We start from the raw sequence: 23,926 nt of genomic DNA, 5'->3' as shown, positions 1-23,926 counted from the left end.
ATATTTATCAATGTGTATTTATTCACTAATTATAATTCTTCTGTTAATAATGAGCAATATGATAAATAATTTAAAATAATTTGCAAATTCATGCGGCAAACACGCAGTTTAGGTATATCATGATATTAGGTAACACTATAGGACGGAGGGATTAGTTAATGGCTCATAGAATAGTAACTTATCCGGCAATTTTTAAACCACTTGGTGATGATGTCTATGTAATTAGTTTTCCTGATGTCAAAGGAGCAATTACTGAAGGCGAGGGTCTGCGCGAAGCAATGAAGATGGCTGCCGATACTCTGGCAAGTCGGTTGTATGATAAGGCAGTGCTGCCTAAGAGCACCACGATTACTGAGATTGAGTTAGCAGATGACGGCTCATTTGTTGCGCCGGTTTCGGCTGATTTGACCGAGGCTTCACGTGACCGGATTAATTACGAAATATAAAAAAGCACTCCAAGCGGAGTGCTCTTTTATTAACTTGTTCCAAAAACTAACTTATAATTCTTGGGAACACGATTATTATATTATATAAAACGCAAGATTGCCATTGATTTGGGCAATAAATTTGTTGAAAATAAGCCGTTTTTTACCAAAAATTATTTTTTCTTCCATTATAATGTAATCTTGATTTAATTAAAGCATTTGTTTGACAAAAAAGCCTGGTTTCAAGGCAGTAATTGACAGAAGTAGTGTTAAAGTGCTATTTTTATCTGGGAGAAAGTTTGGAGTGAACTATGCAAACAATTGAAAATTCTCTTTTGCGTGTTGCAATTGATGAAAATGGTGCCCAGATGCTTAGTTTGGAAAATCTTGGTAATCAGAGTGACTATTTCAAACAGGATGCTGCGCAGGAGAAGTTGGCGGTTGTCTTTTCAAATACGGGTCAAGGTGAAAACTTGGCAGAGCTCTTACCTTGGACCGTTGTTGATAAGGGAGACGCGCGTGTTAGTTTGGCTTTGATTGATGATGCGGCAAGCTATAAGAAGTTTCCGTATCACTTTGAGATGATTTTGACGTATGCGCTTGAAGGCAACCACATTGATCTTAAATGCTATTTAAAAAATAACTCACACAAAGAAATGCCATTTTCCTTGTCCTTTATTTTACCTGTGATTACAGACTGGACAGTTAAGGAAAGTGTCAACGAAGTTGAATTAACTAACCAAGAGGAAGCAATTAAGTTAAACTCTGCCAATTTTTCTTTAGCAGTTAAAGGCCAGCAGGTAGTTGCTTCAATTGCTAAGAGCTTACTAACAGGAGATAGTAATAATGAGTTTCAGCTGACCTTAGCGCTTAGCTAAAGATGGTAATGATTTTAATAAGAAGTTGCGAGCAAACCAGCATCGGTTTGCTTTTTTTGCTATAATACACTCATTGTTAATTAATATTTGGGTAAGAAAATGGATCATAACGATAATCGCCCGAACAAGAGTCGGGTAGAATTGCATGCCAAAGATTATCATCGGCGGCGCCAAGTTTGGGCTTGGTTAATAAGCATTGTTGCGGTTGCTGCTGTTGCAGCGGCTGCTTATTCGGCATATGTTTATTATCGAACCAAGACTGCGGTTGATAATACGTACGACAGTAACAACCGAGTACAAATTAAAAAAGGTGAATTTAACGGTAAGAAAAAGTTTGCCATTTTATTACTTGGAACTGATACGGGAGCACTTGACCGAACTGAAAAAGTTGGTAATACGGATACAATTATTCTAGCTGTTGTTAATCCGCAGAAGAAACGGTACACACTAATGTCGATTCCGCGTGATACAATGGCACAGATGGTTGGTGCTCAGCAATTTCAGGTTGATAAGATTAACGCGGCTTATGGTATCGGCGGCGCCAAAATGACAATGGCGAGTGTTTCGCAGCTAATTAATGTGCCAATTAAGTACTATGCTTTGGTTAATATGAAGGGAATTATGCGTCTTATTCGCTATGTTGGTGGGATTAACGTCCGACCGACGCTTAGTTTTGAATACGGTGGCTATATTTTTAAGAAAAACCAATTAACCCACATGGGTGGTGGCGGCGCACTAGCATATTCGCGGATGCGCTATGATGACCCGCAGGGAGATTATGGCCGGCAAAAGAGGCAGCGTCAGGTGATTACAACTTTGATTAAAAAGGCTGTTTCGATTAGTACATTAACTAAGCTAGATTCTGTCTTAACGTCAATTTCTGGCAATGTTAAGACTAATTTACCGTTTAAAGCTCTTGAAGAAATCGCACTTAATTATCGTGGCTCAACAAAGAATGTTAAGAATGACTATCTCCACGGCCACAACGCGACGATTGCTGATGCTTCTTATCAAGTGCAATCAACTAAGGAACTGCAACGAGTTTCTGATTTTTTACGTGGCGAATTAGGACTAGCCTTAATGCCAATCAGCAATAATGAGACTTATCAAAATAAGCGCAATATTGCTGGAGGTTTTGACTTTTCTGATCCAGCCACGCAGGATTATACTATTTATCAGGATTATCAAGAGCAAAATTCACAGGAAGAAGATGATAATTAATGGCACGCTTGTGGTCAATTTTAATTGGTTATGTACTGGGAAATTTCCTTGGTGCAATGCTACTGGGGCGGTTTGTTTTCCATCAAGATCCAACTAAGGTTGGTTCTGGTAATCCTGGGACAGCTAATATTGGTGCCGTTTTTGGCAAAAAATGGGGCATCATCACTTGCTTAGGTGATTTCTTAAAAACCGCCGTGGCAATGCTGTTAGTTGCTAACTTTTTCCCCGGCCGTGTTAACTTGGCTTATGCAGGCTTAGGCTTGATTTTGGGGCATTGTTTTCCAATTTTAAATAAGTTTAAGGGCGGCAAGGGTGTTGCCGTAGCTGGATTATTTGCTTTAATCTATGATTTTCCAGCGGGTATTGTTACCTTACTGATTGCTTTAGTTTTAATGATTATCATGAAGAACTTAACGGTGCCGCCGCTAATCTTTATCTTTTTATTTGCTTGTTATGAAATGACGAAGATTAGTGAGGTTGGGATTATCCTATTAGTAATTGGGCTAATTATGGTGTTTAAGTTCAGGCATGATCTCCGGGACTTTTTTGCAGGTAAAGGTAAAAAGGTTGACGTTTTATACTCAATTAAGAAAAAGTTGGGTATAAAGATACAATAGATAAAATCAATTTTTAGTGAGGATAGATACTAGAAACATGAGTAAAAATAAAAAAACGTTAAAGACCGTGCAGATTATCTGTCTGCTAGTTGCAACTTTCTTCATGCTAGTACAAATGTTTAACTTGAAAGGTATTGCTTCGAGAGCGCACTTTTCATTTATTCGGTTTATGCCGAACATGTTGTACCACGCGACAATAATGATTGTACCAATGGTCTTTGGTGCTGTTTACAGTAAGAAAAAGCAACGTGCAAGCGAAAGTTTTAGGTATTGGTTACTTGGAGTAACAACCTTAATTATTTATTACCTGTTGTTTTTTATTATATCACCAAGTCACTTTAATATGTGGCGCGTGTGGGGAATGCTCTTTCCGGTTATTACCAGCACGTCAGTTTTGTTTGCCGGGTTAATTTTTAGTTTATTGGCTCAGCCACATCTATATGATTTGCAGCATCAGTTAAGTGACAAGCAAAACCTGCTAGTGTTGAGTATCTTAACGGTATTAGGTTTTGCTTTAAGTGCTGGTAATTTAACTTTCCAATATTCAATTTACGGCTTGTATTTGATTTTGTTCTTTGCCTGGGGGATGTTCCTGGCAAATGTCAAAATTAGCAAAAAAATGTTAGGATTTTCTCTACTTGTTGGCATTGTTTCTTTCTTTGTTGTTTTAATTGGTGTGCCGGGATTTGATGCCGTTTATTGGTCACAGCTAGTTGCCGGTAATGGTGGTGATTGGAACAGGGAATTTTTGAATAATCCTTCTTCACCATTTATGTTCTTAATAGTTGCAGCTGCCTTTTTACTTTTCAAAAAGGTAATTGTGACCTTTAGCGCACGTGAAATGCGCTACTTTATTCCAGTAATTATCTTCATGGATGCGCCGATTTCAGCTAAATTTATGAAGGTCTTTCTGTTTACTAATTCTTCAACAATTAATAAGCTCATCATGATTGTATTGATGATGTTAATTGCTTGGGGTTGGTACTTTATCCTAGACCGCTACTTATTTAAGTGGCATCCATTTGCACAGGTCATTGATTATCTCAATCATGAAACTAATTTAGCTAAAGTTTGTGCAACTGCACTAAACCACGTTACTAAATGGATCGTTACCAACCGCGTTAATTTGTTAACGTGGGCTTGGTTCTACGTTTTAAGTTTTGCGTCTTTCTTAATTGAATCCGATAATTTACGAATACAGATTAGTACAGCCAAAAACATTAATGCGGTTGTTTATCTTTTGGGGACGAAGTTCTTTGCGATTGTCTTAACAACCATCTTTCTTGATGCCATGTTTTCAATCATTTACTTCATTACCACGCGGTACTGGACATCTAACATGCTGGTCAGCATTATTGTGCTCGGTTGGGCTGTTGCCAACAAGATTAAGATGAACTTGCGTGGCGAGCCAATTTATCCAACTGAAATTAGTGAGATTGTTAACTGGAAGACTTTGCTGCCAATGGTGGGCAAGAATTTGGTAATTGCCATTTTAATTGCTCTGGTAGTAATAATTATTTTTGATGTCTTTCTAGAGAAAAAGTATCCGATTAAGAAGCGTGGTTCATGGAAGCGGCGCGGCATTTGGGCACTACTTAGCTTACTATTGTTCTTAACGCCGCTGCGGTTTAATCACGATAATGGCTTTATTTATTACATTAATCTTGGCTTTGATAATCATCAGAAGTTCCGTAATCCTGAACGTGATATTCAGGTTAACGGGCCACTGCTAAACTTCTTGAATTATATTGATTTGCAGATTATGGACCAGCCAAGTGGCTATTCAGCGACAACAATTAATCACTTGGACCAAAAGTATGCTAAGGTTGCGGCTAAAATTAATAAGACGCGGAAGAATGATATTAGCAAACAAACGATTGTTTTTAACCTGAGTGAAAGTTTTGTTGATCCATATACCTTCCCAACAATTAAATTTGATCGGGATGTGCCAAATCCAGTTAAGTTCATTCAATCAATGAAGAACCGGTCAACTTATGGCTCAATGCTTAGTGCTGGTTATGGTGGTGGTACAGCCAACATGGAATGGGAAACGTTGACAGGTCTGAATATGGGGATGTTTAAGTCAACGCTGACACCATACGTGCAAGTTGTGCCAAATCACAAGTTCTACCCAACAATTGGGATGAACTTTGATTATAAATCTGCTATTCACCCGTTTATTGGTAGTTATTATTCAAGAATTGGTGATTATCGGATTTTCAAGTTTAATAAGTTTGTTTACCTAGGTTCAGGTTATAAGGTTATTGACCAGAAGAAATTGGGGCACAGTAGTTATAATTCTGATTTCACTACTTATGCTAATGGTTTGCATCAAATTAATGCGCGTAAGGGTGGCCAGTTCATCAACCTGATTTCAATTCAGAACCACATGCCATACAATAATTGGTATCCAAATAACGAATACATGGGTAAGATTACTGGTGACTTGTTCAAGACTGCCGCAGACCGTGAGCAGATGGCAACTTATGTCAAGGGGACACAGTATACTGATAAGGCAGTTAAGAAGTTTATTAAGCAAATTGATAAACTTAAAAAACCGGTTACTCTAGTCTTCTATGGTGACCACTATCCAAGTATTTTGTCACAAAGTTACACAGCGAAGTATCCAGTGCAAATGCACTCAACGCGCTACTTTATTTACTCTAATAAGTATGCCCGTGAACATGGTGCCAAGATGAAGTTGTCGACTAAGGCAAATAGCTTTGTTAATAGTAGTGACTTTATTGCCATGATGTTGCAACAGACTGACTCGAAGGTTACGCCATACCAAGCATTGCTAACAGAAGTTCATAAGAAGTTGCCAGCAATTACAATCAACTTTGCCGGTGATAAGGGCTTTAACTTAGTTAACCGTAAAGGTGAAATGGTCGATCCAAAGACGTTGACTAAGAAGCAACAGGAACTACTTGCTGATTATGAAATGGTTCAGTATGATATGACTTCTGGTAAGGCATATGGCTTGAAGGCTAAAGGCTTTTACAAATAATTAAAAAATAATGTTGACTAATTAATAAAAAATTAGTATTATTCATTTATCATCATAATGAAGTAGCACCTCGATTCAGCGATCAGAGAACTAGCGGTTGGTGTGAGCTAGACAGGTCGAGGGTGACGAAATACGAGTTGGGTGGTTCCCGTAAAGACCGAATAAGACGCTGTAATTGGCGTAAACGTGGGTGGTACCACGGCTAAAAAGTAATTTAGTCGTCCCTAGATTCGAATTGAATCTAGGGGCGTTTTTTGTTGGAGGAATATAAATGGCAAACTTTGATATTTTAGAAGATTTAAAATGGCGTGGTGCTATTAATCAGGAGACTGACGAAGAAGGTTTACGTAAATACTTAAAAGAGCATGATGACCTCGCCTTGTACTGTGGTACTGACCCAACCGGTGATTCCTTGCACATTGGTCACTTAATTCCCTTCATGATTTTAAAGAGATTTCAGCTTGCAGGTTACCACCCAGTAATCGTTATCGGTGGTGGTACGGGAACAATTGGTGATCCATCGGGCCGTAAATCAGAGCGGACATTATTGAGTGCCGAAAAGTTGCATCAAAATGAAGTAGCTTTAACTAAGCAAATGGAAAAATTGTTTGGTACAGAGAACTTTGAAATTGTTAACAATGCTGAATGGCTGGACAAGATGACCCTAATTGACTTTTTACGTGATTACGGGAAGCATTTCCAAGTTAATAACATGCTTAATAAGGATGTTGTTGCCAGCAGACTAGAGAATGGGATTTCCTTTACCGAATTTTCTTACCAGATTCTGCAAGCGATTGACTTTAACGAGCTGAACAAAAATCATGGTGTCCAAATGCAAATCGGTGGTAGCGATCAGTGGGGCAATATTACGGCCGGAATTGATTTGATTCATAAGTTGCAAGGATCAGACAGACAAGCCTTTGGTCTGACTATTCCATTGATGCTAAAAGCCGATGGTACCAAGTTTGGTAAGTCAGCTGGTGGTGCTGTTTGGCTTGACCCAGAAAAGACTAGTCCTTACGAATTTTATCAATTCTGGATTAATCAAGATGACCGCGATGTTGTGAAATACTTGAAGTACTTTACCTTCCTAAGTCATGAAGAAATTGATGCTTTAGATGAAGCAACTAAGAAGGAGCCATGGAAGCGAGCTGCACAGAAGAAGTTGGCTGAGGAAGTAACCAAGTTTGTTCATGGTGAGGCTGGCTTAAAAGAAGCCCAAATGATTACTGATGCTCTATTTTCAGGCGACATCAAGAACTTATCTGTTAAGCAAATTGAAGAAGGCTTAAAGAGTGCACCAGCCGCTCAAGCAGACGGCAATATTAAGAATATCGTTGACTTCTTGGTTGAAACCAAGGTTGAGGATTCTAAGCGTCAGGCACGTGAAGACATCAAGAATGGTGCGATCTACATTAATGGTGATCGTGAACAATCTGTTGATTTTGATGTTGACCCAAGCAAGGCATTCGATGGCAAATACGTCATTGTGCGCAAGGGTAAAAAGAAGTATACATTAGTTACAATTAAATAATAAAACAGGTATTCCTAGTGATAGGGATGCCTGTTTTTATAATGATAATTTTAATCTGATAATGTATAATTAAAGAGTATTTAGTTAGCGAATAATTTTAGGAGAATAATAATGGATGCAGAACAAGTTTTGGTAACAACGACAGAACAAATCCCCGGTAAAAAATATGAGGTCATAGGTGAGGTCTTTGGCTTAACCACGCAGTCTAAAAATATGCTTAAAGACTTTGGCGCTGGCTTAAAATCAATGGTTGGTGGTGAGATTCGTAGTTATACTAAAATGCTAGAGGAGTCTCGTACACAGGCTTTAGATCGATTACGCCAAGCAGCTGCTGAAAAAGGTGCAGATGCGGTTGTGATGATGCGCTTTGATTCTAGTTCAATTGCTGGTGATATGCAATCGGTTGTTGCTTACGGCACAGCAGTTAAATTTATAGACTGAAATACAATCTGAATAAAAATGGCTCTTTGTCAAATTCTGTTGATGAAGATAAATAACAAATTAGATGCACTTTAAGCAGTAATGCTTAAAGTGTTTTCTTTTAATACGGTATTTTTTGCTTCTAAGTTAATTTTAGCTGATGAAGAACTTGATGAGAAAGTGGTTGTCAACTATCAGTTGATGACCACTCAGCATGGTGCCATTAAAGGGAAAAAGTTGATAGTGAGTTTAAAAAGTATCAGGACAAGCATCATGAAGTAACAAGAGTGGATAAAGATTACTTTGATGCATTAACTAAAAATGTAAAGCAATTAAAGAAATAATTCTTTAAAAGCATTCGCTGCGAACGAATGCTTTTTGGTATAATGGTATTGCCACTTTAGCTCAGGAGGTAGAGCACCGCCGTGGTAAGGAGGAGGTCCCCAGTTCAAATCTGGGAAGTGGCTTGAAAATGGCACACAGTTTTTAGCTGTGTGTCAGAAAAATCTTTTGGAGTGAAACGGTCGTTGAAATGGTGGGCTTTAAGCCCGCTATTTTTTGTGTCAAAATGATATTTTATAAAAGCTATATTCATATAAAAATAATTTTGCTATAATTAAGAAACGTAGAAAAGTTAAAAAGGGCGGTGGTTACCGTTTGAAAGAAGATGATGCTTATGGCATTTACTGGACTAATGCTCCAATCTCTTAGTAGAAAGGTAGTCACTTGTGAGTAGTTACGAAGTAGCAACAATTGTATTGCTATCAGTTACATTTCTTGTTGATTTGTTGACATATATCGACAATCGCAAGAAATAAGTACGAACAAAAAACGCCCTGAGAAATTAACTTAGCAGTTACAGGGCGTATTTGTCAAAAATATCGTTCAGTAGCCACCGTCCTTTGAAGACGGCTCTACGTAGAGAAGTCCTATTACTAGTAGGGCTTCTTTTTAGTTACAACGATATTATAGCATGTGCATTAGTGGTAAGCAATTTAATGTTCACAATGGATAATTATTAAATTGCTTAGGGACAATTGCATTGTGTTGCTATCAGTTACATTTCTTGTTGATTTGTTGACATATATCGACAATCGCAAGAAATAAGTACGAACAAAAAACGCCCTGAGAAATTAACTTAGCAGTTACAGGGCGTATTTGTCAAAAATATCGTTCAGTAGCCACCGTCCTTTGAAGACGGCTCTACGTAGAGAAGTCCTATTACTAGTAGGGCTTCTTTTTAGTTACAACGATATTATAGCATGTGCATTAGTGGTAAGCAATTTAATGTTCACAATGGATAATTATTAAATTGCTTAGGGACAATTGCATTGTGTTGCTATCAGTTACGTTTTTCGTTGATTTGTTGACATATATCGACAATCGCAAGAAATAAGTACGAACAAAAACGCCCTGAGAAATTAACTTGACAGTTACAGGGTGAATTGTTTATTTAAACATCGTTTAGTAGCCACCGTCCTTTGAAGACGGCTCTACGTAGAGAAGTGTAGTAGGACTTCTTTTTAATTACAACGATATTATAACATGTGCATTAGTATGAAATACTCACAACAGATAATTTCACTCACAAAGAAAATACTTGGTCTATAAAATCAAATAGGCTAGAATTATAGTATTAAATAATAGAAAGGAAAATTAAATTGGAAATAACTGAAGTAATCGACTTTGTCAAACAGCAGCTTAAGGATGAAAAAACAGGCCACGACTTTTATCATGGTCAGCGGGTGGCCCATCTAGCTAAAAAAATGTACTTGCAAGATAATCCCAGTGCCCATCAAGATAGTCGTATGGTAGCGATTATTGAAGCTGCGGGATATCTACACGATACGATTGATGAAAAAATTTGTGCTGATCCAGAAATTGTCTTGGCGAATATTAAAGAATTACTGCCACAAGTTGGCTTTACAGCTTTAGAAGTCAAGGATATTTTGTTTACCATGCAGCACATGTCGTTTTCGCAAAATATTGAGCATCATTATCAATTGCCGGTTTCGGGACAATATGTTCAAGATGCCGATCGCATTGAAAGCTTGGGTGCAATTGGGATTGCTCGTGCCTTTACCTATGGTGGCGCGCACGGCAATTTGATTTATGATCCAGCGATTAAGCCGCAAAAGTTGGTTAGTCATGATCAATATCGTCAGCATCAGGAAACGACTATTAATCACTTTTACGAAAAATTATTTCAGTTGGAAGATTTGATGAATACCGCCGGCGGTAAAAAAGAAGCACACGCTAGAACGGAATATATGCGTAATTTTGTTAACGAATTTATGCAAGAGTGGAATGTGTAAAATGCGGGTAAGAGTGGTTATTTATAATCGGCAATCGCAAGCTGTGCTCCTAATTCACCGCTTAAAGAATGGTCGCGATTATTGGGTCGTTCCCGGTGGTGGCGCTGAGGGGCAGGAAACACCTACTCAGACAGCAATCCGTGAAATTTACGAAGAATTACAAATGGTATTAGCACCAGATGGGTTGTACCAACTGTTTGTGTTGCAGGAGAAAGAACGCGAGGTCTTTTTCTATGCGGAAGCAACTCAAGTAACCACACCTGATATTAGCGGCGAGGAAGCAGAACGCGCAAGTGCGACCAATGTCTATTTACCAACTTGGGTAAAAGTCAATAACTTGCCGCAGACTAATTTAATGCCGCCGGAAGTAAGTGGAAAAATAGTGAAATTTTTTAATAAAATTCAGGAGGATAACGGATGAAGAAAAATTGGCAGCGGTGGTTATCCTTGAGTGTAATTATCCTTGGAATAAGTATGGTTTTGACGGCTTGTTCGGGTAAGAAACAGGATAATTCGACTGGTAAAAACAGTAAGAACAGCATTGCTTTGATTACTGACAGTAGCGGCGTTGATGACCAATCATTCAATCAGGCGGCTTGGGCTGGCTTTACGGCTTTTGGCAAGGAACATAATTTAAAATGCGGTCATGGCTACCAGTATTTTCAATCAAATAGCGCGGCAGATTACACACCTAACTTCAATCAAGCAGCTAGCTCGGGATACCAAACGATTTTTGGTGTTGGTTATGCATTAAAAGATTCGGTTAAGGCAGCAGCGATGAAAAATCCCAAGAAGAATTTCGTCATTATTGATGATGTGATTACTAGTCAGAAAAATGTCGCTTCGGTTACCTTTAAAAGTAACGAGGCTTCATATTTAGCAGGGATCGCGGCAGCTTATACGACTAAGACGAACAAGGTGGGCTTTGTTGGCGGTGCCAAATCAAGCATCATTAATTCCTTTGCGGCTGGTTTTCGGCAAGGTGTTCAAGCTGGTGCTAAAATGTTGCACAAAAAAGTGACAATAAATGTTGAATATATTGGAAACTTTACCTCAACTGATAAAGCAAAAGCAATCGCTCAATCGATGTATTCGGATAAATGTGACATTATTTATCAAGCAGCGGGAACGGCAGGCAATGGCATTTTCCAAGAAGCAAAGGACTACAATCAAACGCGCCCTGCGGCCCAAAAGGTGTGGGTAATTGGTGTTGATGTTAACCAGGCAACTTTGGGTAATTACAAAACTAAAAATGGTCAGAAAGATAACTTTACCTTAACTTCGGTTTTAAAGGGGTTAGGCGTTGCGACTAAGACATTGGCCGATGCGGCTGCTAAGGGCAAGTTCCCTGGTGGTCAACATTTAGTTTATGGCTTGAAGGATAATGGCGTTTCCATCACCAAGGGCAACTTAAGTTCTTCAACTTGGGCCGCTGTTCAAAAACAGCGCACGCGAATTATTACTGGACAAGTTAAGGCGGTTAATTCAGCTAAATAATTTTTTTACAGACGCGAAAGCGTCTTTTTTCTTTGGTCAATTTTACATAAGTCGACAAATTTAGAAAAATTTTCAAATTGTGCTTTGAAGCATACAAAAATTATGGTGTGATTGACTTAGAGCGAGTTCTAGACCAATTGACAAATCCTAATAAATCAGCACTTTATCTTGTATGTAGACTTTGACACAGCCACTAAATGTTGTTATTTTAGTAACTGGAAGAATTATTTGAGAGGTAATGACATGGGTATAAAGTTTAAGAAAATTTGTTCGACAGCAGCGTTGATTTTTTCAGCTGGTGTGATGTTGACGGCTTGTTCTGGTAAAAAGCAGGGCGGCAGTGGCAATACTGGTGATAGTGCTAAGCATTCCATTGCGTTAGTAACAACGGCAGCTGGAGTTAACGATAACTCGTTTAACCAATCGGCGTGGAATGGCTTCAAGGCATATGGGAAGCAGCATAATTTACAGCGTGGTAAGAATGGCTATCAGTATTTCCAATCAAGTAGTGATGCTGACTTTGTTCCCAACTTTGAGCAGGCCAGCAAGGCGGGTTACCAAACGATTTTTGGAATTGGCTATAATTTAAAGGATGCCGTCAGTGCAGCGGCTAAGAAGAATCCAAAGAAGAATTACGTTATCGTTGATGAAGTAATCAACGGCCAAAAGAATGTTGCTTCGGCTAACTTTAGAAGTGAACAGGCCGCATATCTAGCCGGTGTTGTTGCCGCTTCTGAGACTAAGACCAACGTCATCGGTTTTATCGGCGGAGTTCGCGGTAACATTATTGATCTCTTTGACGCTGGGTTTACCAAAGGCGTTAATGATGAGGCTAAGAAGCTGCATAAAAAGATAACGCTGTTAAATCAATATGCAGGCAGCTTCACCAGTGCAGATAAGGGTAAGGCGATTGCCCAATCAATGTACGCTAAAAAGGCCGATATTATCTTCCATGCATCAGGTTCTACTGGTGATGGGTTATTCCAAGAAGCAAAGTCAATTAACCAAAACAGACCGGCTTCTAAGCGTGTCTGGGCAATTGGTGTTGACGTTGACCAATCGTATCTAGGTAATTACAAGTCAAAAGATGGTAAGAAGACCAACTTTGTGTTGACATCAGTGATTACCGGTGTCAATATTGCCACTCAAGATATTGCTAATCGTGCGTATGAAGGTAAGTTTCCTGGTGGGCAACACCTTGTTTACGGTTTGAAGACTAACGGCGTCTCAATCAAGCGCGGCCAGATTAGTTCTGCTGCTTGGAAGAACGCGCAAAAGGCACGGACGCAAGTTATTAATGGCGAGATTAAGGTGCCAATTCACCCGACTAAATAGTTCGTGTTTTAACCAGAATTAATCTAATTTATACCAAAATAAAAAATATTTCTATTGAATTTGCGCATTTTTAAGATAAAATAATTATATATAGTTCGTAAATTTATAGGAGATAGAAAATTGAAGCGTAAATTTAGGAATGTTCTGGCTTTAGGAACAGTTGTGGCATCAGTTAGTCTTGTTTTAGGTGCATGTTCCGGTAAAAAGCAGAGTTCTGGTTCTCAAAGCAGCAAGGGTAGTATTGCATTAATTACCGATAGCAATGGGGTTGATGACCAGTCATTCAATCAAGCTGCTTGGCAGGGCTTTAAAGATTATGGCAAAGAGCACAGTTATACTCGCGGCAAAGGCTACCAGTACTTCCAATCAAGCAGTGCATCTGACTTTACACCTAACTTTAACCAAGCTGCCAAGTCTGGTTACCAAACAATTGTTGGTGTTGATTATATGTTAACGGATTCGGTCAAGGCAGCAGCTAAGAAAAATCCTAAAAAGAACTTCGTCATTATTGATGATGTAATTTCAGGACAAAAGAATGTTGCTTCTGTTACCTTTGAAAGTAACCAGTCTTCCTATCTTGGCGGGATTGCGGCAGCCTATACAACTAAGACGAACAAGGTTGGCTTTGTCGGCGGTGCCAAATCAAGCATCATTGATAAGTTTGAAGCTGGTTTTAAGCAAGGTGTCCAAGACGGCGCTAAGGCATTACACAAGAAGATTAAGGTTTCAACTGAGTATGTTGGTAACTTTACTTCAACTGATAAAGCCAAATCGATGGCTCAATCAATGTATGCAAGCAAGACCGATATTATTTTCCAAGCTGCAGGTGCAGCCGGCAACGGTGTCTTCCAAGAAGCTAAGGACCGCAACCAAACACGTCCAATTAACCAAAAGGTTTGGGTAATGGGTGTTGACGTTGACCAGGCTAACTTGGGTAACTACAAGACTAAGGACGGCAAGAAGGCCAACTTTACTTTAACTTCAGTCTTGAAGGGACTTGATGTTGCATCAAAATCATTAGCTGATGATGCATATGATGGTAAATTCCCTGGTGGCAAGCACCTAGTTTATACCCTAAAGGGCGATGGTGTTTCCCTAACACGCGGCAACTTATCTGCTAAGACTTGGACAGCAGTCAACAAGGCCAAGGCACAGATCATTGCAGGAAAAATTAAAGTTAATGAAACGGTTAAATAATTAATAATTGAAAACTCTTTGTGTAAGCAAAGAGTTTTTTAACAAAAAGGAACTCAATAAGCAAAATGGAAAATGTTACGAACGTAATTGAGATGCGCCATATTGTCAAGGATTTCAATGGTTTTAAGGCGAATGATGATATTAATCTCGTCTTGCATCATGGGGAAGTCCTGGCTTTACTTGGTGAAAATGGTGCGGGTAAGTCAACCTTGATGAGTATTTTGTCAGGACTACTTGCGCCAACAGCTGGTGAAATTTTGGTACGGGGACACCACGTTACTGTTAAAAACCCAACGGTTGCCAAAAACTTGGGCATCGGGATGGTCCACCAGCACTTTATGCTCATGAATTCTTTTACGGTTTTAGAAAATATTATTTTGGGCCACGAGATAACTAGGGGACCAAAATTAGATTTGAAAAAAGCACAAACACAAATTGAAGAATTATCTAAGTGTTACGGCTTGAACGTTGACCCTAATAAAAAGGTCGGCGAGATTACTGTGGCCCAACAACAAAGGGTGGAAATCTTGAAGGTGTTGTACCGTGGTGCTGATATTTTGATTTTTGATGAGCCGACGGCAGTTCTGACTCCGCAAGAAATTACAGAATTTATTCAAATCATTAAGGAGCTTGCCGAAGAGGGCAAATCAATTATTTTAATCACGCACAAGTTAGAGGAAATTAAGCGGGCAGCTGACCGTGTGACCGTTATTCGCGCTGGTAAAAGTGTTGGTACCTTTAATGTCGCCGATGTTACCGACAATAGTTTGGCTGAGTTAATGGTTGGCCGCCACGTTAACATGCGTTTAACGAAGCCGGAAGTAGAATTAGGTAAGACTATTCTTGATGTGACTAACCTGCAAATTAAAAACAAGCAAGGCGTTGCGGCACTTAAGGGCGTGACTTTTAACTTACGCGGCGGCGAAATTTTGGGTGTTGCCGGAATTGACGGTAATGGTCAGGATGAGTTAGTTGAGGCGTTAACGGGCTTGCGCCACGTTAATGCTGGCAAAATTATGATTAATGGTCGCGACATGACTAACCAAAAGGTGCGCAAGATTACGGAAAGTGGCGTTGCACACATTCCCGCCGACCGGCAAAAATATGGCCTTATATTACCATTTACAGTTGCCGATAATTTGGCTTTGCAGAATTATTATCAGCAGCCATTTTCTCGTCATCACTTATTGCACCGTGATGTCATCAATCAACATGCGCAAAAGCTGGTGGAAAAGTTTGATATTCGGACTACTGGCATTAATTTACCGGTTAGTGATTTGTCTGGCGGTAACCAGCAAAAAATAATTATTGCGCGGGAGCTCGACCGCGATAGTGATTTAATTATTGCTTTTCAACCCACGCGAGGATTAGATGTCGGTGCGATTGAATATATCCACAAGCAGCTGTTACAGGAGCGGGCAAAGGGTAAAGCGATTCTGCTGATTTCCTATGAACTAGACGAAATCATGCAATTATCTGACCGAATCATTGTGCTCCACGATGGTAATATTTCTGGTGAAGTTAAGCCGGAAGCAACTAGTGATGAAGAATTAGGCCTGTTAATGACCGGAGTTAAGAAAGAAGGCACTACTCTTGCTTAAAGTAACGCCCAGAACCAAAAGAATTTTAGTACCAATTATTTCAATCCTTGCTGGGTTCTTAATTGGTGCAGTAATCATGTTAATTTGGAATTACAATCCAATTCAGGCATATTCATCAATGTTTGCCAGTGCCTTGGGAAACATGAATGGGATTGGTGAAACAATTCGGGAGGCAACGCCACTGATATTTACAGCGATTGGCTTTGCGATTGCTTCCAGTGCTGGCTTTTTTAATATTGGGTTACCTGGTCAAGCACAAGCTGGTTGGCTAGCTTCAATTTGGGTGGTTTTAGCCAATCCTAATTTACCTAAAATTGTCTTGTTGCCGTTAGCGATTGTTGCTGGAATTATTGCCGGTGCAGTCGTTGCTGGGATTGCCGGCTGGCTGCGGGCCCAATTTGGCACTAACGAAGTTATCACTACGATTATGCTTAATTACATTGTGCTTTATTCATGTCAATACCTGATGCAGCAGATTATGTCGAGTCGGTTGCGGATCGATACGGACACAACGAAGACGATTGCGGCTAATGGTAGTTTAAAGATTGATTGGCTGAGTTCCTTCTTTGGCGATTCGCGGATTAATTCCGGAATTTTTTTAGCATTAATTGCAGTTGTCATCTATTGGTACTTAATGAAGAAAACAACCACGGGTTTCGAAATTCGGTCGGTTGGGGCTAATCCTTATGCTAGTCGTTATGCTGGGATGTCCACTAAAAAGAATATTATGTTGTCGATGCTGCTATCAGGCGGCTTTGCCGGACTGGGCGGCGTTATTCAGGGTTTAGGAACTTACCAAAACTACTTTACGCAAACAACAAGTTTGGACATCGGCTGGGATGGCCTGTCAGTTGCCTTGCTTGGTGGTGGCACTGCGATTGGGATTTTACTAGCGGCACTTCTGTTCTCAATTTTGAAAATTGGTGGTTTAGGGATGCAGACAATTGCTGGTATTCCTTATGAAATTGTCTCGATTGTCATTGCGGCAATTATTTTCTTTATTGCTATTCAGTATGTGATTGGACGATTGTTTAAAAATAAGCAGGCTCTTGATGGAGCAGTAGTTAAAAAAGAAGCTCGAGTAAACGTAACTGATAACGGGGGACAAAAATAATGAGTTTGGTAGCGATTTTATCTTTACTAGTGTCATCGACTTTTGTCTATTCGGCACCACTGATTTTTACCGCATTGGGCGGTGTTTATAGTGAAAATTCGGGCGTGACTAACATTGGACTTGAAGGAATTATGACTATGGGTGCCTTCTCGTCAATCGTTTTTAATCTGACCTTTGCTGATACTTTTGGCAAACTAACGCCGTGGTTAGGTGCGTTAGTTGGCGGAATTGTTGGCCTGATTTTTTCACTGCTCCATGCAGTAGCGACAATCAACTTTCACGCCGACCATATCATTAGTGGTACGGTGCTTAATCTAATGGCGCCTCCACTCGGTGTTTTCTTGATTAAGGCAATCTATGATAAAGGACAGACGGCAAATATTAACCAAAGTTTCGGCTACTTTTCGTTTCCAGTCTTGGCTAATATTCCGGTGATTGGCCCTATTTTCTTTAAAAATACATCCGCACCTGCTTGGACGGCAATTATTGTTACCATTATTCTGTGGTGGCTACTCTATAAGACGCGCTTTGGCTTGCGTCTGCGCTCTTGTGGTGAAAATCCGCAGGCGGCTGATACCTTAGGCATTAATGTTTATGGCTTGCGGTATGCTGGTGTTCTGATTTCCGGCTTTCTTGGCGGCATTGGTGGCGCCATTTTTGCAGAAGCAATTTCTGGGAACTTTTCTATTTCCACAATTGTTGGGCAAGGGTTTATGGCCCTGGCAGCAGTCATCTTTGGTAAGTGGAATCCGATTGGGGCAATGCTGGCATCATTGTTCTTTGGTTTTGCCCAGAGTATCAGTATCATTGGTAACCAGTTGCCGTTTTTCAACCATATTCCTGCTGTTTACATGCAGATTGCGCCATACGTAATTACGATTGTTGTGCTGGTGTTATTCTTTGGTAAATCAGTTGCACCTGCTGCCGATGGGCAGAATTATATTAAGTCAAAATAAGGAGAAACTATGAAACAAATTTATTTTAACCACGATGGTAACATTGACGATTTAGTCTCGTATTTATTGTTGTTACAGGCACCGGATATTCAGCTGTTAGGTGTTGGTGCGATTGACGCCGATGGCTATATTGACCCAGCAGTTGAGGTTTGCCGGAAGATGACCGACCGCTTTAATCTGCGGGGTGACAAGTTGGAAGTTGCCAAGTCAGACTCGCGAGCAGTCAACCAATTTCCGCAAGAATGGCGCACAGCATCGTATTCCTTTAATTACTTACCAATCTTAAATGAATCTGGCAAGATGATTACCAAACAGGCAAAATTGCCCGCTCACCTAGACATGATTTCTAAGCTAAAAAGTGCGGTTGAGCCGGTTACCCTAGTTATGACAGGTCCATTGACGGACTTAGCAAGAGCACTCGATGAGGACCCAACGATTGAAGGTAAAATTGCCAAACTTTACTGGATGGGTGGCTCACTTGATGGTCACGGCAATGTCGTGATGGTTAATGCTGATGGAACGCAGGAGTGGAATGCCTATTGGGACCCTCAGGCTGTCAGTCGGGTGCTTGCGTCACACATTCCGATGCAAATTGTGGGGCTTGAAAGCAGCGAAGAATTACCATTGACTGATGAATTGCGGATGCACTGGGCAAGTTTACGCAAGTATCCAGCAATGGATTTAGTTGGTCAGGGTTACAGCTTGTTAGTTAATCCACCGGTGCAAACAGCCCAGCTTTATTTCTGGGATGTATTGACCACGATTAGTGCTCTGTATCCCGAGGTTGTTTCTAAAGTTGAGCAACGTAAAGTACGTATTATTACTTCAGGTATTGCCCAAGGACGGATGGAAGATGATCCTAATGGCCGTGAAATCACTCTGGTTACTAAGGCAAATAAGGAGCTGTTCTTCAAGCGCTTTGATGAGTTATTGGAGCAAAGCAAATAGTGCGCCGGCCAAAACTTGTTATTTCAATTGTGGCAATTGGATTACTTAGTTTTTTAGGAATTGTAATTGAAACTTCGCTGAATATTGTATTTCCAATGCTGATGCGTGAGTTCAGTTTGTCTGCCAGCACAGTCCAATGGTTAACAACGGGCTACATGCTAGTAGCGACGATTTTAATTCCATTTGGTTCCTTTTTGCGCGCGCACTCAACATTTTTCGCGTGGGGGTTGTTAGCTTTCTTATTGGAACAGGCTGTGCAGGTCTGGCAGCGGGATTTCCAATAATATTATTTGGCCGCCTGCTAGAAGGAATTGCGGATGGTCTTTGTCTGCCGTTAATGTTCTCAATTATTTTGGAACAAGCTCCGAAAAAAGCTGTCGGCACCTTTATGGGCATTGGCAGCTTGGTGATTGCCTTTGCACCAGCCGTAGGGTCAGTCTACGGCGGTCTTGTACTAAAATATTGGTCATGGGCACCAGCTGTTTTGGCTAATCATGCCAGTAATCATTTTGACATGGCTATTGGGCGAAGTTAGCATTACGCAAGTTAAAAAGCCGGAGCAGCTGTCGTTTGACCTGCAAGGCGGAGCATTATTGGCGGTCTTACTGACGGCTACACTATTACTAGTGGTCAGTGTAACTTCGAGCGAAGCAAATTGGTTCTGGCAATTACTGCTGCTAATCATTGCGGTAATTAGCCTGATGTTGTTTATCAAATGTGAACAACATCAAACAGTTAAGCTGCTGGATTTATCATTATTTCAACGCCCCACCTTTGTAACCTTTCTAAGTGCATTCTTTTTACTGCAAATGTTGTCGCTGGCGATGTCTTACTTGATACCGAATGTTTTACAATTGGCATTTAAGGAATCAACAGCTGCAACTGGACTGCTAGTTTTGCCGGCCGCAGTTGTGGATGCACTGCTGTCCGCGCTTGCTGGCCTCATTTATGATCGCGTTAGTCACAGATTACCAATTATTGTTGGGACGGGAATTATCGTCTTGATATTTGGCTTGGCAAATGTATTAACTCCCAGTGTTATCTTGCTGGCTGTGATGTATGTTGCATTTATGGTTGGCCTCGGGCTGAGTTACAGTAATATCATGCCCCTAAGTTTGGCTCAACTACCAGAATCGGTCGTGGATGATGGCAACGCTATTTATATGACCGCCCAAAGTTATTCGGGAGCAATTGGCACGGCACTTGCGGCGTCGCTGTTAACGATGACGCAAAAAGGGGATGCAGCACTTACAGTCGGGACATTGCAGGGACTTAAACTAAATTTGGTAGTCTTTCTGCTTCTGGCACTAGTTGTATTTTTCCTGTGCATTAGGTCAGTATTTAAATTAAAAAAATAAATCAACAAAAAACGAGGTTCATTTTCGAATCTCGTTTTTTATAAAGCTAATGTGTTTTAGGCTAAAGAATCCCAAACTGGCAGGTCAGTGATTGGGCCTTCAGCTAAAGTTACTTGTTCTGGTGTTAGGTACTTCTTGTGAACAACAACTTCATAAGTATATTGTTTAAACCAGTCATTAGTCATCACAAAGAATCCTTTGTCGCCGTTCTTTTCGCCCCAAGAATTTTCAACTTTCCATTGACGAATGTGACCGTTGTCTTCATCAACACCAACCAAGGTCATAGCGTGTGTTGAAGCAGCAGCACCAGTGCGCAATTGGTCAGCCTTGGACATCTTGGAATCAATGCCAAACAAGTCGTCTAACTGGTACAAGTTAGTGTCAAGGTAGCCTTGCTTACGGTCGCTTTGCTCGCCAACATCATTACCAAACCAAACAGCTTCGCCATCTTTTAATTGGGCGACAGAAGCTTGCTCGAGATATTCCATTGGAACATTCAGGAACTTAATCCGGTAGGAACCCTCAACGTTATCTTCAAATGGTAAGCCGTATAACTTGCCGTATTCATGGTCAGGGGCGTTAGTTAAGACAACATAGTCGTCAAAGTCAACGTCGCCCATATATTTATGTAAAAATTCAAGCGGTGTTAAATCCTTATCCAAGTGATACTTTTTATCGTCATCACGGTATTCCAAGTCGAATTTCTTTGGTGGTTCACCAACAGCAATTGCTGTCATTTGGTAAACTTCACTTAAAAATTCTTGCCGTTTTTCCTCAATTTCTTCATCCTTGCCAGCTTGCTTTAAGTCACGTAACACTAAGGCGTCTTTGCGCATTTTGTCACCCAAGGCTTTAGCAAAGGCATTCGTGTTGTTAGTGTTGAAGCTTTCTGGCATTGCGTATGTTGGCACAACACCATATTTTTCAATTAATGCTGCAGCCATGTGGAATTGACCGCCATCTTCGCCGGCATCATTTAAATAAGCCTTAACAGTCCGTGAGTCGAGTGGCTCATCTGCAGTGGCTAAAATGTTGTCGTAAAAAATATTGGCACGCTCAATTTTATCCCAGAAAAAGTTGTAACTTTGTGAGAAGGTAAAATTCTTAACGTGGTATTTTTTACCAAAGTTGTGGCGCAAAATATTTAGCGTCGCAAATTCCCAACAACGACCAGATTGGCGCTGATTAGTAACATTTTCCGTATCTAATTCTGTTGAAAAGACCCGGGTCAATTCACCTTGTACGCGTTCATTATATGAAGCCATCTGAACACCGCTCTTTTGAGCAGCGCGAGCAACAACTTGGTTTTTCGGATTCTCGTTAAAGCTGTCAGCGAACTTTTCGAGTTCTTGCACAGTTAATTTGTGTCCCATATCTGTTCTCCCTTTTTAATCTTTTTTGAATTACTCTTTAATTTTAAGCTAAAAGAAAACTGAGTTCAATTACTGAACTCAGTTTTTTATTATTAGCCTAATGGGTCCCAAACTGGTAAGTCTTCGGCAATTGGTCCCTCTGCTAGAGCTAGTTGCTCTGGTGTTAAATACTTTTTGTGAACGGCAACTTCATAAACGTAGTCGTTAAACCAGTCAGTACTCATCACAAAGTAGCCATTCTTACCAACTTGGTCGCCCCAAGAGTTTTCAACTTTCCAGCGCTTCACTTCGCCTTGGTCTTCATCAACACCGACAAAAGTCATGGCATGTGAGAAGTTTGCTTCGCCTGTTCGTAAGCGATCAGCCTTGGACATCGTTAAGTCGACATCAAAGAGGCTGCCCATTTGGTAAAGTTGCGAGTCGAGGTATCCTTGCGGCCGGTCTAATTCGTGCAAAACATCGTTGCCAAACCAGACGGCTTCGCCATCCTTGAGCTGCTTAATTGTTGCGTCTGCAAGGTAGGTCATCGGGACGTTGAGTAGCTTGATTTCACATAAGCCAGCCACATTATTGTCGGCGGAGTAGCCATATAACTTGTTATATTCATGGTTTGGCGAATTGGTTAAGACAACGTAATCGTCTAAGTCGAGGTCACCAAGATACTTTTGGTAGAATGTCTGCGGCGTTAAATCCTTATCTAAGTGATACTTTTTATTGTCGTCACGGTATTCTAAGTCGAATTTCTTAGGTGGTTCGCCAACAGCAATCGCCGTCATACGGTAAATTTCGCTTAAAAAGTGGTCTTGTGCTTCTGCAACTTTATCGTCTTTACCAGCTTGCTTTAATTGACGCAGCACCAAGGCATCTTTGCGCATTTTTTTACCTAGAGCCATCTTCAAGGCATCGGTATTGTTAGCGTTAAAGCTTTCAGGCATTGCATAACTTGGGACAACACCGTACTTTTGCACTAAAGCAGCAGCTAATTGCCAATGGCCGCCGTCTTGACCAGCACTTGCCAGATATTTGCGCACGGTTCGTGAGTCGAGGTCTTGGTCCGCCGTTTTAATAATATTGTTGTAAAAAATATTGGCGCGTTCGATTTTATCCCAGAAAAAATTATAACTTTGTGAGAAAGTGAAATCTTTGATGTGGTACTTTTTACCAAAGTAATGACGTAAAACATTGAGGGCAGCAAATTCCCAGCAGCGTCCGGAATGCTTTTGTGCTGTAACTTGGCCGACATCAAGTTCTGTCGAGAAGACGCGATTAAGGTCATTACTGGCCTTTTGCTCATTATAAGAAGCCGTGAAAATGCCACCCTTTTGGGCAGCGCGGGCAATAACTTGATTTTGTGGTTGCTTATTGAAGTCAGCAGAATATTTTGCCAATTTTTGAAATGAGAGTTGATGGTTCATTGAGTAATACTCCTTTTTAATTAATTATTAATAAATATTTTAGGGCAAAAGAAAAACGAGTTCAATAGCTGAACTCGTTTTAGAGAATTACTTGTATTGGCAACTTATCTGAGACTTCTTGCAAGTATAATAATAAGTTAATCGATTGAAATCGAGTTATCATTGCTGCCAGCATTTTGCTTTGGCAGGGTGATAGTCAATACACCTTTATCATACTTTGCATGAATCTCACTTGCAACTACATTTGGTAATCTAAAGCTGCGAGAAATGTGTCCTTCGCTTCTTTCACGATGGATAAGGCTGTCATCTTTAGACAAATCCTTGAATGACTTTCTAGAGCCGGATACACTCAAAATCCCGTTACTATAGTTTAAATTAATCTTTTCTTTGTCCATGCCGGGCATGTCAACCTTAACAACATAGTTCTTGTCGTTTTCGGCAACATCTGCCTGCATTAATTTTGCCATTTCGTTATCATCAAAAAATTTCTGTGGAAGGTCAAACCAATCATTCATTGCGTCAAATAAGTTATTGTGACGATTCGTTAAATCTTGTGCCATAGTAAAAACTTCCTTTCAAAATTAAATTATTGGTAAAGAAGACTTTCATTTCTTCCTTACACTGATTATTATAGTAGGCAGATTTAAAAAATGAAAATATTTAGCACTCTTAATTTTAGAGTGCTAAATTTAAGAAAGAAAGCTTGCTATGACTA

21 protein-coding genes and 1 tRNA gene are annotated in these 23,926 nt (G+C 40.2%); 19 read left to right on the top strand and 3 right to left on the bottom strand.

Going from position 1 to position 23,926, the window contains the following annotated elements:
* The first annotated feature begins 158 nt into the window (after nucleotides 1-158).
* From PT287_RS01400 to PT287_RS01310, 19 genes are all read left to right on the top strand, one after another.
* Nucleotides 159-446, top strand: a complete 288-nt coding sequence (locus tag PT287_RS01400; RefSeq protein ID WP_277132008.1) for a type II toxin-antitoxin system HicB family antitoxin — start codon at nucleotides 159-161, stop codon at nucleotides 444-446.
* A 290-nt stretch (nucleotides 447-736) separates the two neighbouring features.
* A complete protein-coding gene (locus PT287_RS01395; protein ID WP_277132006.1) occupies nucleotides 737-1,303 on the top strand; it encodes an aldose epimerase in 567 nt (188 codons plus the stop codon).
* Nucleotides 1,304-1,402: 99 nt separating this feature from the next.
* Nucleotides 1,403-2,524 carry an LCP family protein gene (locus PT287_RS01390; RefSeq protein ID WP_277132005.1) on the top strand — a complete coding sequence of 374 codons (1,122 nt, stop codon included), beginning with the start codon at nucleotides 1,403-1,405 and terminating at the stop codon, nucleotides 2,522-2,524.
* Nucleotides 2,524-3,141: a glycerol-3-phosphate acyltransferase gene (locus PT287_RS01385; protein WP_277132004.1), complete on the top strand. Its 618-nt coding sequence runs from the start codon at nucleotides 2,524-2,526 to the stop codon at nucleotides 3,139-3,141. Before PT287_RS01390 ends, PT287_RS01385 begins: the two co-directional genes overlap by 1 nt.
* A 37-nt stretch (nucleotides 3,142-3,178) precedes the next feature.
* Nucleotides 3,179-6,148, top strand: coding sequence for an LTA synthase family protein (locus PT287_RS01380; RefSeq protein ID WP_277132003.1), 2,970 nt, complete (start codon nucleotides 3,179-3,181; stop codon nucleotides 6,146-6,148).
* 271 nt (nucleotides 6,149-6,419) lie between these two features.
* A complete protein-coding gene (gene tyrS / locus PT287_RS01375; protein ID WP_277132001.1) occupies nucleotides 6,420-7,682 on the top strand; it encodes a tyrosine--tRNA ligase in 1,263 nt (420 codons plus the stop codon).
* Between the two features lie 111 nt (nucleotides 7,683-7,793).
* Nucleotides 7,794-8,123, top strand: a complete 330-nt coding sequence (locus PT287_RS01370) for a heavy metal-binding domain-containing protein (protein ID WP_277131999.1) — start codon at nucleotides 7,794-7,796, stop codon at nucleotides 8,121-8,123.
* Nucleotides 8,124-8,496: 373 nt separating this feature from the next.
* Nucleotides 8,497-8,569 (top strand) — tRNA-Thr (locus tag PT287_RS01365).
* 1,194 nt (nucleotides 8,570-9,763) lie between these two features.
* Nucleotides 9,764-10,417, top strand: coding sequence for an HD domain-containing protein (locus PT287_RS01360; RefSeq protein ID WP_277131998.1), 654 nt, complete (start codon nucleotides 9,764-9,766; stop codon nucleotides 10,415-10,417).
* A gap of 1 nt (nucleotide 10,418) precedes the next feature.
* The gene (locus tag PT287_RS01355; protein WP_277131997.1) at nucleotides 10,419-10,838 is read left to right on the top strand and encodes an NUDIX domain-containing protein; all 420 of its coding nucleotides are present in this window, start codon (nucleotides 10,419-10,421) and stop codon (nucleotides 10,836-10,838) included.
* Nucleotides 10,835-11,914, top strand: coding sequence for a BMP family ABC transporter substrate-binding protein (locus PT287_RS01350; protein WP_277131996.1), 1,080 nt, complete (start codon nucleotides 10,835-10,837; stop codon nucleotides 11,912-11,914). Before PT287_RS01355 ends, PT287_RS01350 begins: the two co-directional genes overlap by 4 nt.
* A 243-nt stretch (nucleotides 11,915-12,157) precedes the next feature.
* Complete coding sequence (locus PT287_RS01345; protein WP_277131995.1) at nucleotides 12,158-13,249, top strand: BMP family protein; 1,092 nt, start codon at nucleotides 12,158-12,160, stop codon at nucleotides 13,247-13,249.
* A gap of 120 nt (nucleotides 13,250-13,369) precedes the next feature.
* The gene (locus tag PT287_RS01340; protein ID WP_277131994.1) at nucleotides 13,370-14,446 is read left to right on the top strand and encodes a BMP family protein; all 1,077 of its coding nucleotides are present in this window, start codon (nucleotides 13,370-13,372) and stop codon (nucleotides 14,444-14,446) included.
* 65 nt (nucleotides 14,447-14,511) lie between these two features.
* Entirely contained in the window at nucleotides 14,512-16,047 is a 1,536-nt protein-coding gene (locus PT287_RS01335) for an ABC transporter ATP-binding protein (protein ID WP_277131993.1), read from the top strand.
* The gene (locus PT287_RS01330) at nucleotides 16,040-17,161 is read left to right on the top strand and encodes an ABC transporter permease (protein ID WP_277131992.1); all 1,122 of its coding nucleotides are present in this window, start codon (nucleotides 16,040-16,042) and stop codon (nucleotides 17,159-17,161) included. Before PT287_RS01335 ends, PT287_RS01330 begins: the two co-directional genes overlap by 8 nt.
* Nucleotides 17,161-18,117 carry an ABC transporter permease gene (locus tag PT287_RS01325; protein WP_277131991.1) on the top strand — a complete coding sequence of 319 codons (957 nt, stop codon included), beginning with the start codon at nucleotides 17,161-17,163 and terminating at the stop codon, nucleotides 18,115-18,117. Before PT287_RS01330 ends, PT287_RS01325 begins: the two co-directional genes overlap by 1 nt.
* A gap of 9 nt (nucleotides 18,118-18,126) precedes the next feature.
* Nucleotides 18,127-19,065 (top strand): nucleoside hydrolase, encoded by a 939-nt coding sequence (locus tag PT287_RS01320; protein WP_277131990.1) that lies wholly within the window; start codon nucleotides 18,127-18,129, stop codon nucleotides 19,063-19,065.
* 136 nt (nucleotides 19,066-19,201) lie between these two features.
* Entirely contained in the window at nucleotides 19,202-19,600 is a 399-nt protein-coding gene (locus PT287_RS01315) for an MFS transporter (RefSeq protein ID WP_277131989.1), read from the top strand.
* On the top strand, nucleotides 19,560-20,423 hold the full coding sequence (locus PT287_RS01310; RefSeq protein WP_277131988.1) for an MFS transporter: 864 nt from the start codon (nucleotides 19,560-19,562) through the stop codon (nucleotides 20,421-20,423). The genes PT287_RS01315 and PT287_RS01310 overlap by 41 nt, the downstream gene beginning before the upstream one ends.
* Nucleotides 20,424-20,479: 56 nt before the next feature.
* Here PT287_RS01310 and PT287_RS01305 read toward each other — a convergent pair whose 3' ends face one another.
* The 3 genes from PT287_RS01305 to PT287_RS01295 form a co-directional block, all read right to left on the bottom strand.
* A complete protein-coding gene (locus PT287_RS01305; protein ID WP_277131987.1) occupies nucleotides 20,480-21,796 on the bottom strand; it encodes a C1 family peptidase in 1,317 nt (438 codons plus the stop codon).
* A gap of 92 nt (nucleotides 21,797-21,888) precedes the next feature.
* A complete protein-coding gene (locus tag PT287_RS01300; protein ID WP_277131986.1) occupies nucleotides 21,889-23,211 on the bottom strand; it encodes a C1 family peptidase in 1,323 nt (440 codons plus the stop codon).
* 137 nt (nucleotides 23,212-23,348) lie between these two features.
* Nucleotides 23,349-23,771 (bottom strand): Hsp20/alpha crystallin family protein, encoded by a 423-nt coding sequence (locus tag PT287_RS01295; RefSeq protein ID WP_277131985.1) that lies wholly within the window; start codon nucleotides 23,769-23,771, stop codon nucleotides 23,349-23,351.
* Nucleotides 23,772-23,926 lie beyond the last annotated feature (155 nt).

This window comes from Lactobacillus sp. ESL0679, assembly GCF_029433515.1.
In the GTDB taxonomy this organism is placed as follows: Bacteria; Bacillota; Bacilli; order Lactobacillales; family Lactobacillaceae; genus Lactobacillus.
This window is presented reverse-complemented; position numbering and strand designations above follow the sequence as displayed.